Annotated in this window: 18 protein-coding genes; 10 read left to right on the top strand and 8 right to left on the bottom strand. The window is 57.7% G+C overall.

Annotated features, from left to right (window positions below; genetic code table 11):
- Position 1 precedes the first annotated feature (1 nt).
- The 3 genes from HVO_RS14645 (at position 2) to HVO_RS14635 (ending at position 4553) form a co-directional block, all read left to right on the top strand.
- A complete protein-coding gene (locus HVO_RS14645; protein WP_004041954.1) occupies positions 2–2521 on the top strand; it encodes an efflux RND transporter permease subunit in 2520 nt (839 codons plus the stop codon).
- 120 nt (positions 2522–2641) lie between these two features.
- Positions 2642–3754, top strand: coding sequence for a tubulin-like protein CetZ6 (gene cetZ6, locus HVO_RS14640; RefSeq protein ID WP_004041953.1), 1113 nt, complete (start codon positions 2642–2644; stop codon positions 3752–3754).
- A 178-nt stretch (positions 3755–3932) separates the two neighbouring features.
- The gene (locus HVO_RS14635) at positions 3933–4553 is read left to right on the top strand and encodes a TetR/AcrR family transcriptional regulator (protein WP_004041952.1); all 621 of its coding nucleotides are present in this window, start codon (positions 3933–3935) and stop codon (positions 4551–4553) included.
- A 163-nt stretch (positions 4554–4716) separates the two neighbouring features.
- On the opposite strand, the gene HVO_RS14630 is transcribed toward HVO_RS14635, so the two are convergent.
- Together HVO_RS14630 and HVO_RS14625 are read right to left on the bottom strand one after the other, a co-directional pair.
- On the bottom strand, positions 4717–5691 hold the full coding sequence (locus HVO_RS14630; protein ID WP_004041951.1) for a CARDB domain-containing protein: 975 nt from the start codon (positions 5689–5691) through the stop codon (positions 4717–4719).
- Positions 5692–6085: 394 nt separating this feature from the next.
- Positions 6086–6370: a hypothetical protein gene (locus tag HVO_RS14625; protein WP_004041950.1), complete on the bottom strand. Its 285-nt coding sequence runs from the start codon at positions 6368–6370 to the stop codon at positions 6086–6088.
- 125 nt (positions 6371–6495) lie between these two features.
- On the opposite strand from HVO_RS14625, the gene HVO_RS14620 reads away from it, so the two are divergent.
- The 4 genes from HVO_RS14620 (at position 6496) to agl6 (ending at position 10285) form a co-directional block, all read left to right on the top strand.
- Positions 6496–6990: a hypothetical protein gene (locus HVO_RS14620; protein ID WP_236995464.1), complete on the top strand. Its 495-nt coding sequence runs from the start codon at positions 6496–6498 to the stop codon at positions 6988–6990.
- Between the two features lie 282 nt (positions 6991–7272).
- Complete coding sequence (locus tag HVO_RS21015; protein ID WP_004041948.1) at positions 7273–7434, top strand: hypothetical protein; 162 nt, start codon at positions 7273–7275, stop codon at positions 7432–7434.
- Between the two features lie 685 nt (positions 7435–8119).
- Positions 8120–8557 carry a type IV pilin gene (locus HVO_RS14615; protein ID WP_004041947.1) on the top strand — a complete coding sequence of 146 codons (438 nt, stop codon included), beginning with the start codon at positions 8120–8122 and terminating at the stop codon, positions 8555–8557.
- 486 nt (positions 8558–9043) lie between these two features.
- Positions 9044–10285, top strand: coding sequence for a low-salt glycan biosynthesis hexosyltransferase Agl6 (agl6, locus tag HVO_RS14610; protein WP_004041946.1), 1242 nt, complete (start codon positions 9044–9046; stop codon positions 10283–10285).
- Between the two features lie 65 nt (positions 10286–10350).
- On the opposite strand, the gene agl8 is transcribed toward agl6, so the two are convergent.
- Both agl8 and rfbB read right to left on the bottom strand, forming a co-directional pair.
- Positions 10351–10821, bottom strand: coding sequence for a low-salt glycan biosynthesis hydrolase Agl8 (agl8, locus tag HVO_RS14605; protein ID WP_004041945.1), 471 nt, complete (start codon positions 10819–10821; stop codon positions 10351–10353).
- Positions 10822–11754, bottom strand: coding sequence for a dTDP-glucose 4,6-dehydratase (rfbB, locus tag HVO_RS14600; RefSeq protein WP_004041944.1), 933 nt, complete (start codon positions 11752–11754; stop codon positions 10822–10824).
- A 53-nt stretch (positions 11755–11807) separates the two neighbouring features.
- Between rfbB and rfbD the strand changes: the two genes are divergently transcribed.
- Entirely contained in the window at positions 11808–12710 is a 903-nt protein-coding gene (gene rfbD / locus HVO_RS14595) for a dTDP-4-dehydrorhamnose reductase (protein WP_013035334.1), read from the top strand.
- Here the strand turns inward: rfbD and HVO_RS14590 are convergent.
- The 3 genes from HVO_RS14590 to HVO_RS14580 form a co-directional block, all read right to left on the bottom strand.
- The gene (locus tag HVO_RS14590) at positions 12698–12877 is read right to left on the bottom strand and encodes a hypothetical protein (RefSeq protein WP_004041942.1); all 180 of its coding nucleotides are present in this window, start codon (positions 12875–12877) and stop codon (positions 12698–12700) included. The genes rfbD and HVO_RS14590 overlap by 13 nt on opposite strands.
- Positions 12878–12879: 2 nt before the next feature.
- Positions 12880–13953: a glucose-1-phosphate thymidylyltransferase gene (locus HVO_RS14585; RefSeq protein WP_004041941.1), complete on the bottom strand. Its 1074-nt coding sequence runs from the start codon at positions 13951–13953 to the stop codon at positions 12880–12882.
- Positions 13954–14015: 62 nt separating this feature from the next.
- Entirely contained in the window at positions 14016–14486 is a 471-nt protein-coding gene (locus tag HVO_RS14580; protein ID WP_004041940.1) for a dTDP-4-dehydrorhamnose 3,5-epimerase family protein, read from the bottom strand.
- 253 nt (positions 14487–14739) lie between these two features.
- Here HVO_RS14580 and HVO_RS20240 point away from each other — a divergent pair, with 253 nt between their 5' ends.
- Both HVO_RS20240 and HVO_RS14575 read left to right on the top strand, forming a co-directional pair.
- Positions 14740–16158: a flippase gene (locus HVO_RS20240; protein ID WP_004041939.1), complete on the top strand. Its 1419-nt coding sequence runs from the start codon at positions 14740–14742 to the stop codon at positions 16156–16158.
- Positions 16159–16208: 50 nt separating this feature from the next.
- Entirely contained in the window at positions 16209–17375 is a 1167-nt protein-coding gene (locus HVO_RS14575) for an ISH3 family transposase (protein WP_013035082.1), read from the top strand.
- 240 nt (positions 17376–17615) lie between these two features.
- Here the strand turns inward: HVO_RS14575 and HVO_RS20235 are convergent, their stop codons facing one another.
- Complete coding sequence (locus HVO_RS20235) at positions 17616–18734, bottom strand: glycosyltransferase family 4 protein (protein WP_004041938.1); 1119 nt, start codon at positions 18732–18734, stop codon at positions 17616–17618.
- Between the last annotated feature and the right edge of the window lie 127 nt (positions 18735–18861).

The raw sequence follows: 18861 nt of genomic DNA, 5'->3' as shown, positions 1-18861 counted from the left end.
AATGGACCTCCAGATCGATTACCAGCACTACATCGACGTCGTCGACGGCTGGATAGTCGACCAGCCGAAGACGGTGCTCCTCGTCTTCTTACTGCTTTCGGCGGGGTTTTCCGCCGGACTCGGACAGTCTGGAACCTCGTCTGGAACCAGTCAGTTTACCGAAGATGTCGCCGCGTACCAAGCGTTCGAAGAGGTCAACGACAACTTCGAGCGGGTGACGTTCGAGGAAGACACCGGTACGACACAGCTCATCCAATCGGGATCGAACGTCCTGTCGAAGCCCGAGCTACTCAGGATGCTCAAGGCTCAACAGCGGTTGCAGGCCAATCCCGAGCTATCTGTCGTACAGACGACGAGCGTCGCCCGCGCCGTCGCCAGAGCCATAGACCCCTCGGCGACAACCATCGACGAAGAGATCGACGCCGTCGAACAGGCGACGCCGACGGAAATCGACCGCGCAGTCCAAGTCGCCGTCGAACAAAACCCGTCGGTTCGGTCGAGTCTGAGCGAGGACTTCAACGCGCGTTCCGCGTCGGCGTCCGCGACGATCGGCATCGTCACGCACTCGCTCACGACGGAGGTGTCCGACTCGGCCGGGACGGGCGGCGACAGCCCGCTGACGGAGATTCAACGCCACGCCGAGTTCATCGTCGGCTCCGTCGGCGGGGATATCCGGGTGTTCGGCAGCGGAATCCTCTCCGAGGAGTTCTCCTCGGTCATCGGCGATTCGCTCGCACTCGTCGTGCCGGCGGCGGTCGTCTTGATCCTGTTTTTCTTGGTGTTCGCGTACCGCGACCCAATCGACCTCCTGATCGGGGTCATCTCGCTGGCGATGGCCGTCCTCTGGACGTTCGGCTTCATGGGCTTGGCCGGAATCGCGTTCTCACAGATGCTCATCGCGGTTCCGCCGCTTCTCCTCGCGGTCGGCATCGACTTCGGGATTCACGCCATCAATCGCTACCGCGAAGAGCGGACCGAGGGCTTCGGCATCCACGAGTCGATGCGGACGGCGACCGACCAACTTCTCGTCGCGTTCACTATCGTGACGGGAACGACGGTCATCGGCTTCGCGGCCAACGCGTCGAGCGAACTCGGGCCCATCCGCGACTTCGGTATCGTCGCGGCTGTCGGCATCGTGTTTACCTTCTTCATCTTCGGCATCTTCCTGCCGGCGGCGAAGGTGTATCTCGACAGCCTCCGAGAGCGGGTCGGCTTCCCCGAGTTCGGGTCCGAACCACTCGGTGCGGAAGACTCGGTCCTCGGGAAGATTCTCCCGGTCGGGATTCACATCGCGCGCCTCGCCCCGAAGGCGTTCCTCGTCCTGCTGGTCGTGAGTACCGTGTGGATGGGGTACTACGGGTCGGGCGTCGACAGTCGCTTCACGCAGGATTCGTTCCTCCCGCCGGAGGACAACCCGGAGTATCTCGAACTGTTCCCCCAACAGCTACAACCGCGTGACTACACCGTGACCGAGACGACGAACTTCCTCGAAGACAACTTCCAGACCGGCGAGGAAGACGTCACGACGGTGTACGTCGAGGGGTCGCTTACGGACGGTGGTACCTTAGAATCCATCTGGCGGGCGGGAGACAGCCCCCCCGACAGCTTCGTCGTCGACGACGGCCACGCGCGGGAGACGAGTATCATCACCGTCATCCAGAGCTACGCGGAGCGGGACCCCGAGTTCGCGGCGCTCGTCGCTCGGAACGACCGCGACGCGAACGGCATCCCCGACGACAACCTCAAGCAGATCTACGACGAGCTCCTTGACTCGCCTGCGCGCGGTCAGGCGCTCAACTACATCACCGACGATTACACCTCCGCACGCGTCGAGTACGCGGTCGAATCCGACGCCAGTCAGGCCGACGTGACCGAAGACACGCGCGCGGTCGCCGACCGCTACCGCGTCAAGGCGACGGCCACCGGCAACGTCGTGATACTGAAGGCCGTCTCGGACGTCATCGCGCAGTCGGCGTTCATCAGCCTCGTGCTCGCGCTCGGCGGCTCCGCGGTCTTCCTCATCATCATCTATACCCTGCTCGAAGGCCGGCCCTCGCTCGGGATTGTGAATCTGGTCCCGATCATGGTGACCGTCGCCGGGATCGCCGCGACGATGCGCTATCTCGATATCCCGTTCAACGTGATGACCGGAACGATCCTGTCGATCGGGATCGGCCTCGGTATCGACTACTCGGCGCACCTCGTCCACCGGTTCGCCGAGGAGTACGACGAGGGCACGGACGTCTTCGCTGCGCTGACCGATTCGGTGCGCGGGACCGGTGGCGCGCTCACCGGCAGTATGCTGACGACGGTGACCGGAATCGGCGTGCTCGTCATCGCGATTACGCCGATTCTCGGCCAGTTCGGACTCCTGACCGGGGTCTCGATTCTGTACTCGTACGTGGCCTCGCTCGTCGTCTTACCGCCGGCACTCGTCGTCTGGGCGCGACTCGTCCACGGCGAAGACGCCGAGTCGACCGACGCGGCGAGCGGCCCGGACGGCGCCGGCGGTGCGGTGTAACCCCGACGACGCTCACGCTGAAAGCCGAACCGCCGGCACGTCCCGGAGTCCAACGGGGCGTCGCGCGAAGCCGCGAGAGACCGGGATTTTTTTCGCTCGGTACGTCGCAGAGCAGACAACATGAACGTGTTCTGCTTTGGAGCAGGGAAGGCAGGAGGGAGAGTCGTCGAACAACTGCTGGAGTACGAACGACAGCGCAACCCGGATTTCATCAGCGGCGCGGCCGCCTGCGATACGACCGCGGCCGACCTCGACGCCTTAGAGCTGATTCCCGAAGACGCACGCGCGCTGTTCGGTGCGACCGAAACCAACGGACAGGGCTTCGACGGTGACGCCGAGCGCGGCGCTGCCGCCGCCGCAGACGAGCATCGAAAACTCCTCGAACCGACCGACGACGCGCCGATTGCAGCGAGCGACGCCTTCGTCGTCTGTGCCGGTCTCGGCGGCGGGACCGGCGGCCCGACCGCCGCGGTGCTCGCCGAGCGGCTCTCGGAGGTGTACGACCAGCCGGTGTACGGCGTCGGCATCTTCTCGACGGCGACGACGGACCAACAGCACGCGTCGAACACGTTGCGGTCGCTCCGCCAACTCGTGTCGAAGACCGACCACGTCTTCGGCTTCGACACGGCGGCGTGGGTCAAAAACGAAGACGAACCGATCTCCGACGAGGCGTACGACACGCTCAACGCGGAGCTCGCACGCCGTCTCGGCACGCTCTTCGCAGCGGGCGAGGTCACGACCGCCGACGACGTCGGCGCGAGCGTCGTCGACGCCTCGGAGATTATGAACACGCTTCGCGGCGGCGGACTCGCAACGCTGGGGTACTCCGAGCGCCCGCTCCCGCCGCGCGATACGAGCGTGGTGGGGCGTCTCAAGCGACTCGTGGGTGACGACGCCGAGTCCGTCGACCAGATCGACTCGCTCAACCGAATCACGACACAGACGCGGGAAGCCGTCCGCGGACAGCTGACGCTCTCCTGCGATATCGGCTCTGCGTCCCGCGGCCTGCTCGTTATCACCGGGCGACCGGCATGGCTCAACCGAGACGCGATTAGTCAGAACCAAGGCTGGATCGAAGAGCAGACGGGGAGCCTGGAGGTTCGGAACGGCGACGACCCCCGGCCGGATGCGGACGCCCTCAGCGTGTTAGTCCTCCTCGGCGGGATTAACCCGACCGCACAGTTGACCGCGCTCCAAGCCGTTGCGGACGCAGGTGACTCGGGCGACGCGTGAACGCACGGGGGTCGATAAACGTCGCGAGACGACGCCACAGAGCGGTGGCGAGCACTGGGGGTCGCCCCACGACCGCGCGGAGTTGCGCGATTTCTCGGACTGCTGTCCCAGCTAACGACACGTTTAACTTCGAATCGGCGCTAGCTTCGTTAGCCTCGTACTGACGATAACGGAATTTATGACCTACTTCTCGGATTCAGCAGACTCCGATCGCCATCAGACACAGCAGGCGATCCTCGAAGCGACCCACCAGATATTGCTCGAGTCCGGATACAACGGAATCTCCATCTCGCAAATCGCTGACCGGGTCGGCATCAGCAAATCGGTTATCTACCACTACTACGACGACAAGGAGTCATTGCTGGCAGAGTTCCTCGATGTCGCTCACGAGCGGTTTCTTGAGCAGATATTCGGGCAGGAAGAGACAACACCCCGTGACGAGCTCGAACACTTTTTGACGCTGTTTATCACGATTCCGCCGGTGGGGTGTGAGTCGGAGACGGAGCTGACACAGCTCGCAAAGACGTACGTCGAACTACGGACGCAATCGATTTCGAATCCGGATTATCGAGCCATTTTCACCGACTCAGAGGAAGACATCAAACGGCGGCTCACCGAAACAATCGAAGCAGGAATCGACCAAGGCGAGTTCAAGCCGGTGAATCCGGAGCGGACGAGCGAGCACATCATCACATTCGTCGATGGGGTCCTGTTTCGGCAAGCAACGACAGAGTCAATCGATAGCGAACTGCTGCACAGCGAGATTCAAGAGCACCTCGCTGATCGGATTTACCGCTGAGTTCGACGGCACACGCGGCGCTGGGAGGCGTCGTGCGAGTGCGTTACGCGAGGTGACAGTCGCGGGTCGCTTGCTGTCGAATGTCGGAAAGAAGGGTCGTCACGGCGACGGGAGGGACAGCGGGGACCGACCGACGGGAGTGTGCGGGCTCAGTGCTCAGCTCTCAGTCGTCTCGGACCCACCGGCGGCCAGTGAACAACAGCGCGGTCACCACGAGCCCGCCGAAGAAGCCGCTCAGGAGGAACGTCGACGTGTTCGACGGGTCTGCGCTGCCGAGGTTCACGGTGAGCGCGTTCGTACCTGTCGAAGCTGCCGACGAATCGAACTGCACCGACTGCGTCGCCTGACCAGTCGTCTCGCCGATGTCGTAGGTTGCCGCGACCGTTGCGGTGCTCGACGGGCGCTCGTTCACGTCGACGACGACCGTCTTCGAAGTCGCGGCATCGACCGACTGGAGCGAGGTCGTCGGCAGCAGCGACTCGTTCGACACGCCCGAGATGACGACGTCGTCGATGGGTGCGTTCCCGTGGTTGGTGACGCGGTACCGAACGGAGACCGTGTCGTTTTCCTCGAAGGCGGTCGCGTAGACCGACACGTCGTCCCGAAGCGGCTCGACCTGGACGGTGTCGAACGCTTCGACGGATTCGCCGTCGTTGTAGCGGAGCGTCGCCTTGAGCGCGGTTTCGCCCGCCTCGGACGGTTCGACCGTGAAGTCGTAGGTCGTCGAGTTCTCCGCGGCGAGAACCGGCGTGATCGCGGTCCGACTCTGCATTTCGCCGTCGACCGAGTCGAGTCGAAGCGACAGGTCCGTCAGCGCCTCGTCGTCACCGTTCGACACCTTGACGGTCACGGTGGTGTCAGTCTCGGCGACTGCGTTGTGCGTCTCGATGTGGACGCGGGGCGGAACCGTCGTCGACGTGCTCGGTTCCGAGACCGTGACGAACACCGGACGCTTGAGGTGGACGATTTCCGAGGTCGCACCGTCGGAGTCGTAATAGCGACCGCGGACGTGCACCGTCAGTCGCTTATCACCGGCAGTGTCGAAGCGCGCGCTCACCGGCACTTCGGCGGTGTCGCCAGCGCCGAGCACGCCGATTTGGTTCGCTTCGCTATGTTTCGTTCCAGAGCTGTCCTCCACCGTTACCTCCGTGACTTCGAAACTGCCGCTCCCCGACCCAGAATGACTAATTGTCGGTGTAATTATAATACGGTCGCCCGTTTCGGGGTCCTCCTCGGAGACACTCACTCCGGTAACGGCGGTATGCGCGGGTGCCGCTGCCGCAGCACCCACCACACTCCCAACCGTGAGTAAACAAAGAAGCATTACTAATCCAACTATTCCGCCCGTTTCGCGGTCGATTTTCGCGGTCATGCAGACTTTAGGCTTACCTAAATAAATAAAAAGCCATCGGTTTTTAGGCCGGCCTAATACTAGGTGAGGGAGGAATCGGTAGATTCGATGAATAATTGACAAGTCACCGATGTCGGCGTGCTTTCCCGTCGCTCACGACCGAGATTAGCCGAAAAGCGGCTCAGGGGAAGAGTCGTCCGGTTTGCCATTCCCATACCAGTTCCGTCCCCAGCCAGACGAGCAACCAGACCGTCGCGAGGACGAAGACGAAGGCGGTAGCCGACAGTTGCTGGAAGGGTCGCGTGAGTGCGACCAAAAGCGGGGTAAAGAAAACGACCACTCCGACCATGGTGACGAGACCGATGAGGCTACAAACGTAGTGCTCAGTCGCGTTAATCTCCGCCGGTTGGATTACTCGCTGTGTTGATTGGTCATCGTCGGGCACTCCCCCGTGTTGATTGTACATCCGTAGCGACCTCCACCATATAATTCATCAACAATCATTATAAATATGGCGTCGGGCCCGACACGACAGCCAGCGAACAGCTGTCTGACGGAATCTTGATTAGCGTCGTCCGAGTGGGCTGTATGATGCCACTGTCAAATTCGCCGGGTACGTCGGCGGCCGACCGGGAGACGTCTGGCTCCGAGGGAGTCTCGCGCCGACGGGTGCTGCAAGCGTCAGCCGGTGCGGGGGCGCTCTTCCTCGCCACGGGGACAGCAGCCGCCAACGGCAAAGGCGGCCAAGCGGTCGTCAAGGAAGACGAGTACTACCCAGAGGAGTCGTTCGTCATTCTCGAAGCCGAAACGTGCGACAACCGGACGCCCGACGGCTCCTGTCGCGATGACTCGCTTCCGTTCCGGTGTAACGGCCAAGGCGGACGGTTCCCCCCGGGGAAAGGCGGCGCGCTCCCGTTCCCGTGGTGGAACTTCAAATACGAGAGCGGCCCGCTCGAAGGGGAACTGCTCCGAATCTACACGCGAGACAACAGCATCGACACGGACAGCACGTACCGCTGGACGCGAAAGAAAAAAGACTGCCCCGAAACGCCCGATTACTACCAGGTCGGGTTCGCCCGAGACTAGTACTACGGTCCGGTTTCCTCGGCCAACTCGGGCCGAATCTCAGTTCAACCGTCTCAAGCCGACTGGGGGTCAGGTCTTCGCGTCTTCGTGTCGCAGAATTGTCGGTGTCCCGGCTTGAATCAGGACGCACCAGGAAGCCACCACATAAGAGGTAGACGGTCTAGAAACACTTTTTAGATTAGATTAGCTACTGGACATGATGGTTGGGTTGTACAATTTGGTACGTCGCGGTACTCGGGATGTCCCTGGGCAGGGAACGACTGATATGGGGGCGTCACAGCGATGAGTGGGCCGTCCCGGTTCGTCGAGCAGACCAAAGATCACCTCTACAAAGCACTCGAAACGGACGATCCCGACGAGAAAGACTTCCACCTCCGGAACGCGCTGCAACTCTGTGCGTGGGACGGAGTGGCTGACCGAACGGAACAGAACGACGCCGACTGACGCTCTTCTCACCGCAGTCGGAATCGGTTCCGCGTGTTGTGGGTCTCCCGCCGAGACGACTGGCTAGGCGACCGACGAGTCATCTCGCGTCGCACGCCGGCCGTGATAGAAATAGTAAATATTCGGGTTAATTTTGAATCTAATCGCTTCTCAGATATAATTCACAGCAGGAGATCATGAGTATATGCTCAGATATTCGAGTTTAATTACATATTCCTCCATATAAAGTGTGTTTTCAGAGAGTATTCGTGATTAAATTCGCATTTTCATATATATTTAGATGCCGGATTTGGAGTTCGATTTTATTTATCAGAAACATATAACATATCTATATCTGAGAATTTGGTCGTCGAAGTGTCCTCACACAGCGTTCGCTCGTTGCCGATGCGGTCGCGTGCGTGGTGACTGCGACAACGGATGGACCGCCGCCGATGCGACAACGGATGGACCGCCGCCGATTGACGTTGATGGGCGGCCGCGCGCGCGTCGGCCGACCCGCGACGACTCCGGTGCAGACCGCCCGTGCTATGTTACGATTGCTCACTCTGCTTTTAATAGCAAGCCGTTCGAATGGCTATCTAAGCCCCGCAGGTGGGTCACGTCGTCGACGAGCGCCGAACGGAACGTCGCTTCGACTGTCGGCATCGCGCGTCGACCACTCCCTGTCCGGGCGCAGGAGTATCCAATGCAACTCACAACTCTCTTCAACGACGATTCCGCCGTCTCACCGGTTATCGGTGTGATTCTCATGGTCGCGATTACGGTCATTCTCGCGGCCGTCATCGGCACGTTCGTCCTCGGTCTCGGCGACCAAGTCAGCGAAACGTCGCCGCAAGCGAGTTTCGACTTCGACTACACCAACACGTCAGGAAACCTCACGATTACCCACGAAAGCGGAACCTCGATTGATGCAGACAGCGTCTCTATCTCGGGACCCGTGGGTGACGACGGCAAAACCTGGGCGGACATCGACGGTTCAGCGACCGAAATCACCGCAGGGAGCTCGATTACCGTCACTGCGAACGGCAGCTCGTTCGACTCCGGCGAAACGGTCCGCGTAATCTGGACCTCCGACTCCGGCTCCAGCTCTTCGACGCTCCAGAGCTGGACGTACAACGGCTGAACGAACCACTGACCGACTTTTTTGCGAGCGTGTCGACGAGCAGTAACAGCAGCTAGATAAAACAGCCATACGTCCGTTAGTGCTGTGGTCCCAAACGCACCGGTACGCCGCGGGAGACCGCGAGCGACACGCCGTCGTCAGGGGGTTGTGCCGCGCTCGACGCACACCGACGACTCGGTTCGAGTTCGGCCGCGGCGACCGCTCAGCCTCGGCGTCACAGCGCGTGTCCATCCTCGAACCGGCCTGAACAGTCGTGGAAATACAGAGATTTTTTGACGACATACCTGTGGGTTTTGCGGTTGAACTCCTCGGTCCGTGGTTCTCACTATAGAGGTCTCGTAAGTCCTAGGATATCCTGGAAGTCGTAAGAGGCCAAATTCTTTATAGGTGTGCTTTCGTCTATCTGATAGTACGCGTCAACTCGGAGTGTGTACGCTCGCAGCCCCTCGCAGGCACACCCACTAGTGACACGGAGGAATCCAGTACATGAGCACGAGATCCCAATCAGAATCCCCCGTAGACGCTCCACAGCAGGGAGCGACGAACGGGCAGTCTGCCTCGGACATCCACCACAGCGGTGACGAGCTACTGCTGTCCGCAGACAGTGATATCGCACCCACCCTCTCGGTCGTGATGCCCACCCTCAACGAAGAAGGTGGCATCGCCCAGTGTATCGAGTGGGTCAAAGCCGCCCTCGAAGACATGCAGATTTACGGCGAGGTCGTCGTCGCGGACAGCTCGACCGACCGCACGCCCGAGATTGCGGCGGAAAACGGGGCGATTGTCATCGAGCCCGACGGCAAGGGCTACGGCTACGCGTATCTGTACGCGTTCGAGCGCGTCCGCGGCGACTACATCGCCATGGGCGACGCCGACTGCACCTACGACTTCGAGGAGCTTCCCAAGCTGTTGAACATGGTTCGCTCCGGCGACGCCGACATGGCCATGGGGTCGCGACTGGAGGGCGAGATTCTCCCCGGGTCGATGCCGCCGCTGCACGAACACGTCGGGAATCCACTGTTGACGAAGTTCTTGAACGTCTTCTACGGCGCTGGCGTCAGTGACGCGCATAGTGGGATGCGCGTGTTTAGCCGCGACGCCTGGGAGACCATGGACTGTTCGTCGACGGGCATGGAGTTCGCCAGCGAGATGATTATGGAGGCCGGCGCGAAGGACTTGGAGATTAAAGAAAAGCCGATTACCTACCACCCCCGCGAGGGCGAGGCCAACCTGGAGAGCTTCCCCGACGGCTGGCGACACGTCCGGTTCATGCTCGTGAACGCGCCGGGGTATCTGTTTTCCGCGCCTGGGTTCGGGTTGTCTGTGATTGGCGTGTTGGCGCTGGTGTTGGCCTGGAGCGGTGTGGAGGTCGGTGGGGCGCAGTTCGGGATTCACACCGGGATTGGTGGTGGCCTGCTGACGCTCGCCGGCTTCCAGTTGATGCTGTTCGGGGCCTTCTCGACGGTGTCTTCGGATCCGGTTCGCGGGGCTTCCGATCCGTTTACGACCTGGTTTACGGAGCGCATTTCCTTGGAGCGAGGGGCGACGATCGGGTCTGTGGTGTTGCTCTGCGGGCTGGCCTACGGTGGGCTCCTTGCGTTCACGTGGGTGACGAGTGGGTTCAGTGCGTTGCCTATCGCGGTTGCTGATGTTGTGGCGACCGTGGCTGTGGTGATCGGGTTGCAGATGGTCTTTGGGTCGTTCCTGTTGGGCTCTCTTGGGGAATAACTCACCTCCGACTCTCGATTCTCTCACGCTATCGCTCCGATCTGACAAAGAATTGTTTTTCAACCTCAGTCGAGCGCGTCTAGATACCGCTCGACGTAGGGGTGGAGACCTTCGTACGGTGGTTCGAAGACCTTCAGTTGGCTGTGCTGAGTGTCCATTTCGAGGTTGTCGTCGTCAAGCGTCACCTCAAACGCGGTCGCAAGATAATGCTTTGAGTCGATGCCCTCTACGTCCGACGTGTCGTAGAAGTGTTCGAACGTACCGAGTCGTGACTCGATCGTCACGTCCACGCCTAGCTCTTCGTCGGCGACCCGGTAGAGGGCATCCGTCAGCGTCTCGTTTTTGAATACGGTCCCACCGGGGACGAACCACTCACCGCGTGCGGGTTCGTTCTCACGGAACCCGAGGAGAACACCGCCCTCGTGGCGAATCACGAGGTCGACGGAGACCAGCGGAACGTTCGCGACGATTGCTTCCCACTCGTCGTCGGGAATCCTCGTGGTCGGCTTATCCGCCTGGTTGCGCTGGTCAGCCATCTATTCGTCGTCACCGAGGTAGTAGTCGACACACGCCTCAAGGCCGTCTTCGAAGCTCCACTCGGGCTCCCAGCCGAGCGCCTTCGTCTTTGTCGCGTCGATGGCATAGCGCTGGTCGTGGCCCGCGCGGTCCTCAACGAATTCGATTTGGTCTTCTGAGCCGCCAACTGCCTCAAGAATCTTCTCCGTCGTTTCGAGGTTCGACAGTTCGACGCCGCTGCCGATGTTGTACACCTCGCCGATATCGCCCTCTCGGAGGACGACATCGAGCGCTGCACAGTTGTCTTCGACGTAAATCCACTCGCGGACGTTCGAGCCGTCGCCGTAGACCGGGAGCGTCTCGCCGTTCGCGGCGCGCTGGATGAACTTCGGAATGAGTTTTTCCGGGTGCTGGCGCGGACCGAAGTTGTTGCAGGTCCGCGTGATGAGCGTCGGCAGGTCGTGGGTTTCTCGGTAGCTCCGAACGAGCAGGTCCGCACCGGCTTTCGTCGCCGAGTAGGGATTTCGCGGCGCGAGTGGGTCGTCTTCCGTGAACTTCCCGTCGTGAATCTCGCCGTACACCTCGTCGGTCGAAATCTGGAGGAACCGGTCGATATCCGCATCGAGGGCGGCGTCGAGGAGCGTCTGAGTCCCCTGGACGTTCGTCGAGACGAACGGCTCGGCCCCACCGATGGAGCGGTCGACGTGCGACTCCGCAGCAAAGTTCACGATGACATCGGCATCGGCCACGAGGTCGTCAACAAGCTCGCGGTCTCGGATGTCACCCTCGACGAACCGATGGTTCGGGTGGTCGAGATAGCCGGCGAGATTGTCACGCGACCCGGCGTAGGTGAGCGCGTCAAGCGTGACGACGGAATCGTCGCTGTTGTCGAGCAGATACCGCACGAAGTTCGAACCGATGAATCCGGCACCACCAGTAACGAGTACGTCCATATGCCACCAACAGAGGCAGCATATATTTACATTTTCATCGACACAACGAGTACATGTACGCATTCGTCACCGGCGCTAACGGCTTGCTCGGGAGTGTCGTCGTCCGAACGCTCCGCGAGCAGGGTCACGCGGTTGTCGGCAGCTATCACTCCGAGGAGCCCACCTTCGACTGTCCGCTCCACCAAGTCGATATCACAGATACTGAGCGGGTTGTAGAGTTGCTTGATGAGTACGACGTTGATCTGGTGATTAACTGCGCCGCCTATACTGACGTGGACGGCTGTGAATCAAATCCCGAGGTGGCGACTGCAGTAAACGGAACCGCGCCAGGCGATCTCGCGGCGGTGTGTGACGACCGCGAGATTCCGTTCATTCACTACTCGACTGACTACGTCTTCGACGGCGAGACAGACGGTTTTTACGAAGAAGGTGACGAGCCAGCACCGATTCAGGAGTACGGCCGCTCGAAGCTCACCGGCGAGCACGCCGTTCGTGACGTGAACCCCGATGCGCTCATTCTCCGCTTGTCGTTCGTCTACGGTGCACGCGGTGACACAAGCGACCTCGTCGGCTTTCCTCAGTGGGTCGCCTCGACGCTCGCCGCCGGTGACACGGTCCCGCTGTTCACCGACCAGACGATGACGCCCAGTCGGGCCGGCAACGTCGCCACGACGACGCTGGAACTCCTCGATGCCGGCGTGTCGGGGACGTTTCATGTTGCGAGTCAGTCGGCCGTCACGCCCTCCGACTTCGGCGAGAAGATTTGCGAGGTGATTGGTGGCGATGCGACACTCATCGAGTCGTCGGTCATGGCCGACCTCGACCGCCCGGCGGCGAGGCCGCGACGCTCGTGTCTCGATGTGTCGAACGTAGAAGGCGAACTCGGTTGCTCCCAACCGACGTTGGAAGACGACCTTGCAGCGCTTGAGGCAGCGTTCAGCGATTACAGCTCGTAGCTGGCTTTGTTGTCGAGGAAGTGCTCCTGGTCGGCCTGGTCGAGGTCCGTAAAGCGGAGGACGTTCTCACAGCCCAGTCCGGGGCACTTCATCACGCGGTTCGATTCGAGTTCGTTCGCGGAGACGACGGTTCCGCACTGCGTACAGGCGTGGGTGATGATGTGCATGGTTAGAGTTTCAGTTGGGAGTTCTCGCCAACGACGAGGCGACGACCCTCCGGGAGGAAGTCGTCCGCACTGCCGATGTTCGCGCCCTTCCCGAGGAGGCTGTCAACGATGCGGCCGGAGGTGTTGATGCTCGACTCACCGATGACGACCGAGTTCTCGATGTGGACGCCTTCGAGTGTCGAGTTCGGACCGACAGACGTGTACGGGCCGACGTAGGTGCCCGATTTGATGACCGCGCCATCCGCGATAGAGACCGGGCCACGGACGACTGCGCCGTCTTCGATGGTCGCTGACTCCGCGAGTTCGATACGTCCATCGACGGTCGCATCGTCGCTGACGGTGCCCCGCTTTTTGAGCGACTTGTCTTCGAGGACGAGTTGGTTCGCCTCGAGGATGTCTTCGGGCTTGCCGGTGTCTTTCCACCAGCCTTCGACGACGTGCGAGTCGATGGCGTAGCCGTCTTCGAGGAGTGACTGAATCGCGTCCGTGATTTCGAGTTCGCCGCGCCACGAGGGTTCGAGTTGCTCGATGGCGTCGAAGACCGCGGGCGAGAAGACGTACATCCCGATGAGTGCGAGATTCGTCGGCGGCTCGTCCGGCTTCTCGATGAGTTGGGTGACGTTACCCTGGTCGTCGACGTCCGCAATCCCGAACTGCTGTGGGTTCTCGACTTCCTGTAGGGCGATGCCCGCACCGAAGTCGCCCGACTCGAAGCTTTCGACGAGGTCGACGACGCCCTCTTTGAGGATGTTGTCGCCGAGGTACATCACGAAGTCGTCGTCGCCGACGAAGTCCTTCGCACAGCCCGCCGCGTGGGCGAGGCCGAGGGGGTTCCCTTGGACGATGTAGGTAATCTCGACGCCGTAGTCCGAACCATCGCCGAGGAGGTTCTGAATCTCCTCGCGGCCCTTGTGGCCGAGAATGACGCCGATTTCGGTGATTCCCGCTTCTTTGAGGTCCTCGACCGCGTATTCGAGGACGGGTTTATTCGCGACCGGAACGAGTTGCTTCGGCCCGGTGTGGGTAATGGGTCGGAGACGGGAGCCCGTGCCTCCTGAGAGAAGTACGCCTTTCATCGATATGAGACGATACCTGACACGGTACTAAATAAGTTTGTGCCCTGCTGGCAGGTTGCTGTTTAGCCGTGGATTTCCGCGTTCCAGTCGTACGGAATCCGGTCGTCATCGTACGGAATGCGCTCTTCGTCGGGATCTTCGTAGTCGTAGAGGTTCGTCGGGTAGTTGATGAGCAGCGACGGCTCGTCGCCGATAGCCTTGAATCCGTGCCAGCAGTCACCTGGGATGCGGATGACTTGTTGGTTGTGCTCGCCGATGACGAACGTGTCGAGTTCTCCTTGCGTGGGCGAGTCTTCGCGGTCGTCGTAGATGCCCACCGTGATACGACCCTTCGGGCAGACGAAGTGGTCGATCTGGCCTTCGAGATGGCGATGCCAGGCCCGCACGACTCCGGGATACGTCATCGAGTAGTAGGACATCTCCGGGTCAATTTCGTATTCGTCCCAGTCGCTACGGAACACTTCGACCAAGTGGCCTCGCTGGTCGGCGTTGACTTGGAGGTCACGGACTTCGACATCGTGGATGTTTGGCATCTTTCCTAGGGATACAATTCGCACGTGATAGATGTAGTGGTTAACGTTAACTATCTAATCATTATCAGGTTGAGTAACGACTTGGTTGTGGGGTCAGTCAAGAGCTACTAGACTTAGACAAGAGCCAGTTCACTATCACACGGAGCACCTAAGGATTGTAACGAATAATAAATTCAATTATTAATAATAAAGTCAATCTCCAATGCATTTTTATCCACATGAATCCAGTAAGATTACTAATGGAGGCTAACCGATGGATCTTGCTCGTTCAAGTATCAAATTATTCATAGCCAATATTTTCGGAGCAGGTCTCCAATTCTTGGGAATCACTTTTTTTGCCCGAGAATTGGGCGCATCACAGATGGGTGTGTTCTTTTTGTTCCAAGCTTTACTCGGTATAGTTGCTATACCGGCTGATTTCGGATTACGTGGTGCTGTTGAAAAACGAATTAGTGAAGGAATTCAGCCCGGTGAGTACTTATCGAGTGCAATCATCCTCAAACTCATTCCAATCTCTTTAATCATATTGTCGATTGTTGTTTTTGAACAGCGAATTAATGGTTATCTTGGCGGTGATTTTGCTGTTTATCTGGCCCTTGCAATTATCTTACAAGAAACTGCCCAGTTAGCTGTCTCTGTATTGAAAGGGGAACTTCGCGTAGGTGAAACAGCCGAGTTGAATATTATCCGACGAATTACTTGGGTGGGTGGTGGCTTCCTGCTAGTAAGTTCTGGACTTGATGCTGAAGCATTAATCTACAGTCTGTTAGCAGGCATGGTGGTGACTCTAGCTTGGGGCTTATCAAAAATATCAACCTCTTTGAAGAAACCATCATTCAAAAACGCACGATCATTATTCAACTACAGTAAATATAGCGTAGTCTCGTCAATTGGTGGCTACTTTTATAGTTGGATGGATGTTGCGATTATTGGGATATTTCTAACTCAATCACATGTTGGTGCGTATGAGACTGCCTGGCGGGTTACCGCGATCACGATGCTATTCAGTCAAGCAGTTGCATCAACGATATTCCCACAGGTAAGCCAATGGAGTTCAAAGAATGAACAGCAACAGATTGAGTCAGTAATTAGCAACTCAATCACTCCGTCCATGCTTCTTGTCATACCTGCCTTCTTCGGGATTTTAGTTTTCTCAGACGAAATTATGGGGATCGTATTTGGTTCGGAGTTCACTATTGCTTCATATGTGTTGATTATACTTGCAGGCGAAAAGATACTTCAATCGGTCCATGTTATTATTGGTCGATCACTTCAAGCACTTAACCAACCTGGATTAGCTGCAAGGGCAACGGTAATCTCTGTGGTTCTAAACCTGATTCTAAATGTAATTCTAATTCTATCATTCGGTATTGTTGGAGCAGCTGTTGCTACTGCCCTTTCATTTGCAGTAAACACAGTACTCCATGCACATTATTTGTCATCATTTGTATCTATTAAATTCCAATACTCTCAAATCGGCTGGTGTACAGTCTCTTCACTAATCATGGCAGGCGTATTATTCGGATTTAAAACACTAGTTGGTGTAAATTCATTAATTCAATTATTTATTGGAATATTCTTTGGCATGCTAGTATATACCACAATCACACTATTGTATCAACCAATCCGCGAGACAGCATTCAAAAATCTCATTCGCTTGGTACCAATTTAGTCTCAGTACCTCACAAAGCCGTTTAGTTAGAAGGTCTGCTTGCTGAAGATGTGTCCAACAACCAGCAAACAGACGATGAAATCCACGAGGACCAGCTCCTTAACTTCCTCGTCAACTCTCTTGACGAGGAAGTTGCTCTCTCACTCGCTGAAAACGCTGAACTCGATGCTGAAGACATCTACGAGGTCCTCGTCGGCGCCTGCGCCGACGGGACCTCGGTCTCTACACTCTGCAAGAGAAGCGAAGATGCACCTCACGAAAACTCGGTTCTCTACCATCTCCGCACCAAGTTCGACCTCGAGACGCTCGAACAAATCGGGAACACGCTCCTCCAGAAAGACGTTCTCGACGTCCTTCCCCAGCAGGTGGAGGTCTGCGCAGACCTCCACCTGCGGCCCTACTACGGCGACGAAGACGATACAGACGGCCTGTATCACTCACAAGCGAAGCGTGGAACCACCGCGTTTCACGCGTACGCGACACTGTACGCACGCGTGAAGAACAAACGCTACACGCTGGCGGTGCGCCGTCTCGAAGACGGCGACACCGCCAGCAGTGTCCTCGCAGAGTTCCTCGGTATTCTCGACGGCCTTGACCTCGGTGTCAAGGCCGTCTATCTTGACCGCGAATTCTACGACAGCAAGTGTTTGACGCTGCTTCAGGCGCACAACCACGCCTACGTCATGCCGATCGTCCGCTGGGGACGGGCGATCAAGCGAGAACTCTCGGAAGGGTGGAGTCGCGTGATTCAGCACAGTCTGACAGCGAAACTCGACGGTCACAGCTGGACCGTCGAGTTTCCCGTCTACATCGACTGTACCTACCAGAACGGACGGTACGACGAACATGGCGTGGCGCGTCACGGCTACGCCGCTGACGCGCCCTTCATCGACTCACCACGAGACGCTCGATACCACTACGCGAAACGCTTCGGTATCGAGGCGAGCTACCGACTCTCCGAGCAAACGATTGCGACGACCTCGACACAAAATCCGGTTGTACGGCTGCTGTACGTCGTGGTGAGCTTGCTGTTACAGAACGTGTGGCGGTATCTGCACTGGGAGTACGTGGCGACGCCCCGCCGAGGCGGGCGTCGCCTCTGGCAGTGGCCATTCAAGGAGTTCATCAACATGATCCGACGGGCAGCGTGGACGGCCCTCGCGACGCGTCGGGCCGTCCCCGCGAACCGGCCACCGGACGACCGGTTCCACCGGTAACTCCCGTCCGGGCTAGCCAACGGTGGGAGTGGCGACGCTGTCGCGTCGGCGGCAGCCGCCGCCGACAGCGACGGCTCTCCGCCGATCCGTCCATGATTCTCTCGTCGAAACCGCCAGTCCAACCGCTCCGCCACAGAACTCAGGCTTCAGAGACAGCTAGGCGAGGATGCTTTGTGAGGTACTGAGGATGCTTTGTGAGGTACTGAGCCTATCTCTAGATGGTCCAATCCCACTTATGGGTTATAATAAATTTTGATATACTTCGAAATGCTGTTCCGCGATTTTCTCCCAAGATAATCGATCTGCCACCCTTGAACTCGCGTTCGACATCTGATCTAAAGCAGAATCTGATGAAAACACCTCAATTAGTCCGTCAGCAATAGCCTCGGGGGATTCAGGCTCTACTACGATTCCTGCTCCTGACTCACCAACAAGTTCAGGGAAATCACCGACCTCTGAGGTGATAATTGGTTTTCCAAAAGCAAAGGCAATTGAGAGAGTACCACTATGGCCTGTCTGCCAACCACGTCGGTAGGGAAGGACCACCACCTGTGCTCGAGAAAATAATGTCCCAACCTCCTCATTCGGTATAAACTCATTTCTGATGTTGATTACATCAGAATATTGTTCGACCACGTCAGCACACTCGTCTGGTATAGATCCACTTCCAGCAATTGTGAGTGAGAACCCCGGAACTTCTTCAGACACTTTAGGGACTGCATCGATTAGATATTCTATGCCTTTGGGGGGGATGAGACTACCAAAAAATAATGCGTGTTTATCTTCTTCTTTTTGCTCGTCATAGTCAAGCTCCCTGAAAAATGAATATACCCCATGTGGAATTACATGAACTTCGTCAACAGCTTTGTGGTTATTGAGTAATAATTCCCGTTGGTCAGCAGAGTGTACAATTGCTGCAGATTTCTCAAAGTCAGGAACGAGCGACAATAGTGGGTTAACGACTCTCAGGACCCCACCTGCGCCACCATGTTTCGTTTCATGGGATGTAACGACGTATGGCCGGTCCTCATAAACAGAGTGAACCCATGAAAATAGATTCACTTGGGGGAATTCATCGGTTGGATCATGAACTATATCTGGGTCAATCTGATTTATCAGTTTGATATTCCAAAAAGAAAATAATCCACGAATACTATCTAGTACATCTAGTTTTAAATCGAAGAGATTCTGCATTGAGATGTCCGTTGGCTTAAACGCATTTATCACCGTGATTTCGTCTCGTAGCACCTCATCAGCAGAAGTCTCATTAGGCTTTAGAACTGTAACCCTTGCATATTCTGACATAGAATTCGCAAGTTCTGCGGTATAGTGTGGTAATCCACCACTATCTTGACCCATGATATACAATACGTGCATTAGCTAATCACCTTGAGTTTCATGACTGAGCCATCTAACATAAACACAATCCTGCCTAACATGCGGCTTTCTACACAGTAATAGCTTTCTACTATTTTTATTTGAGAGG

This window comes from Haloferax volcanii DS2, from assembly GCF_000025685.1.
In the GTDB taxonomy this organism is placed as follows: domain Archaea; phylum Halobacteriota; class Halobacteria; order Halobacteriales; family Haloferacaceae; genus Haloferax; species Haloferax volcanii.
This window is presented reverse-complemented; position numbering and strand designations above follow the sequence as displayed.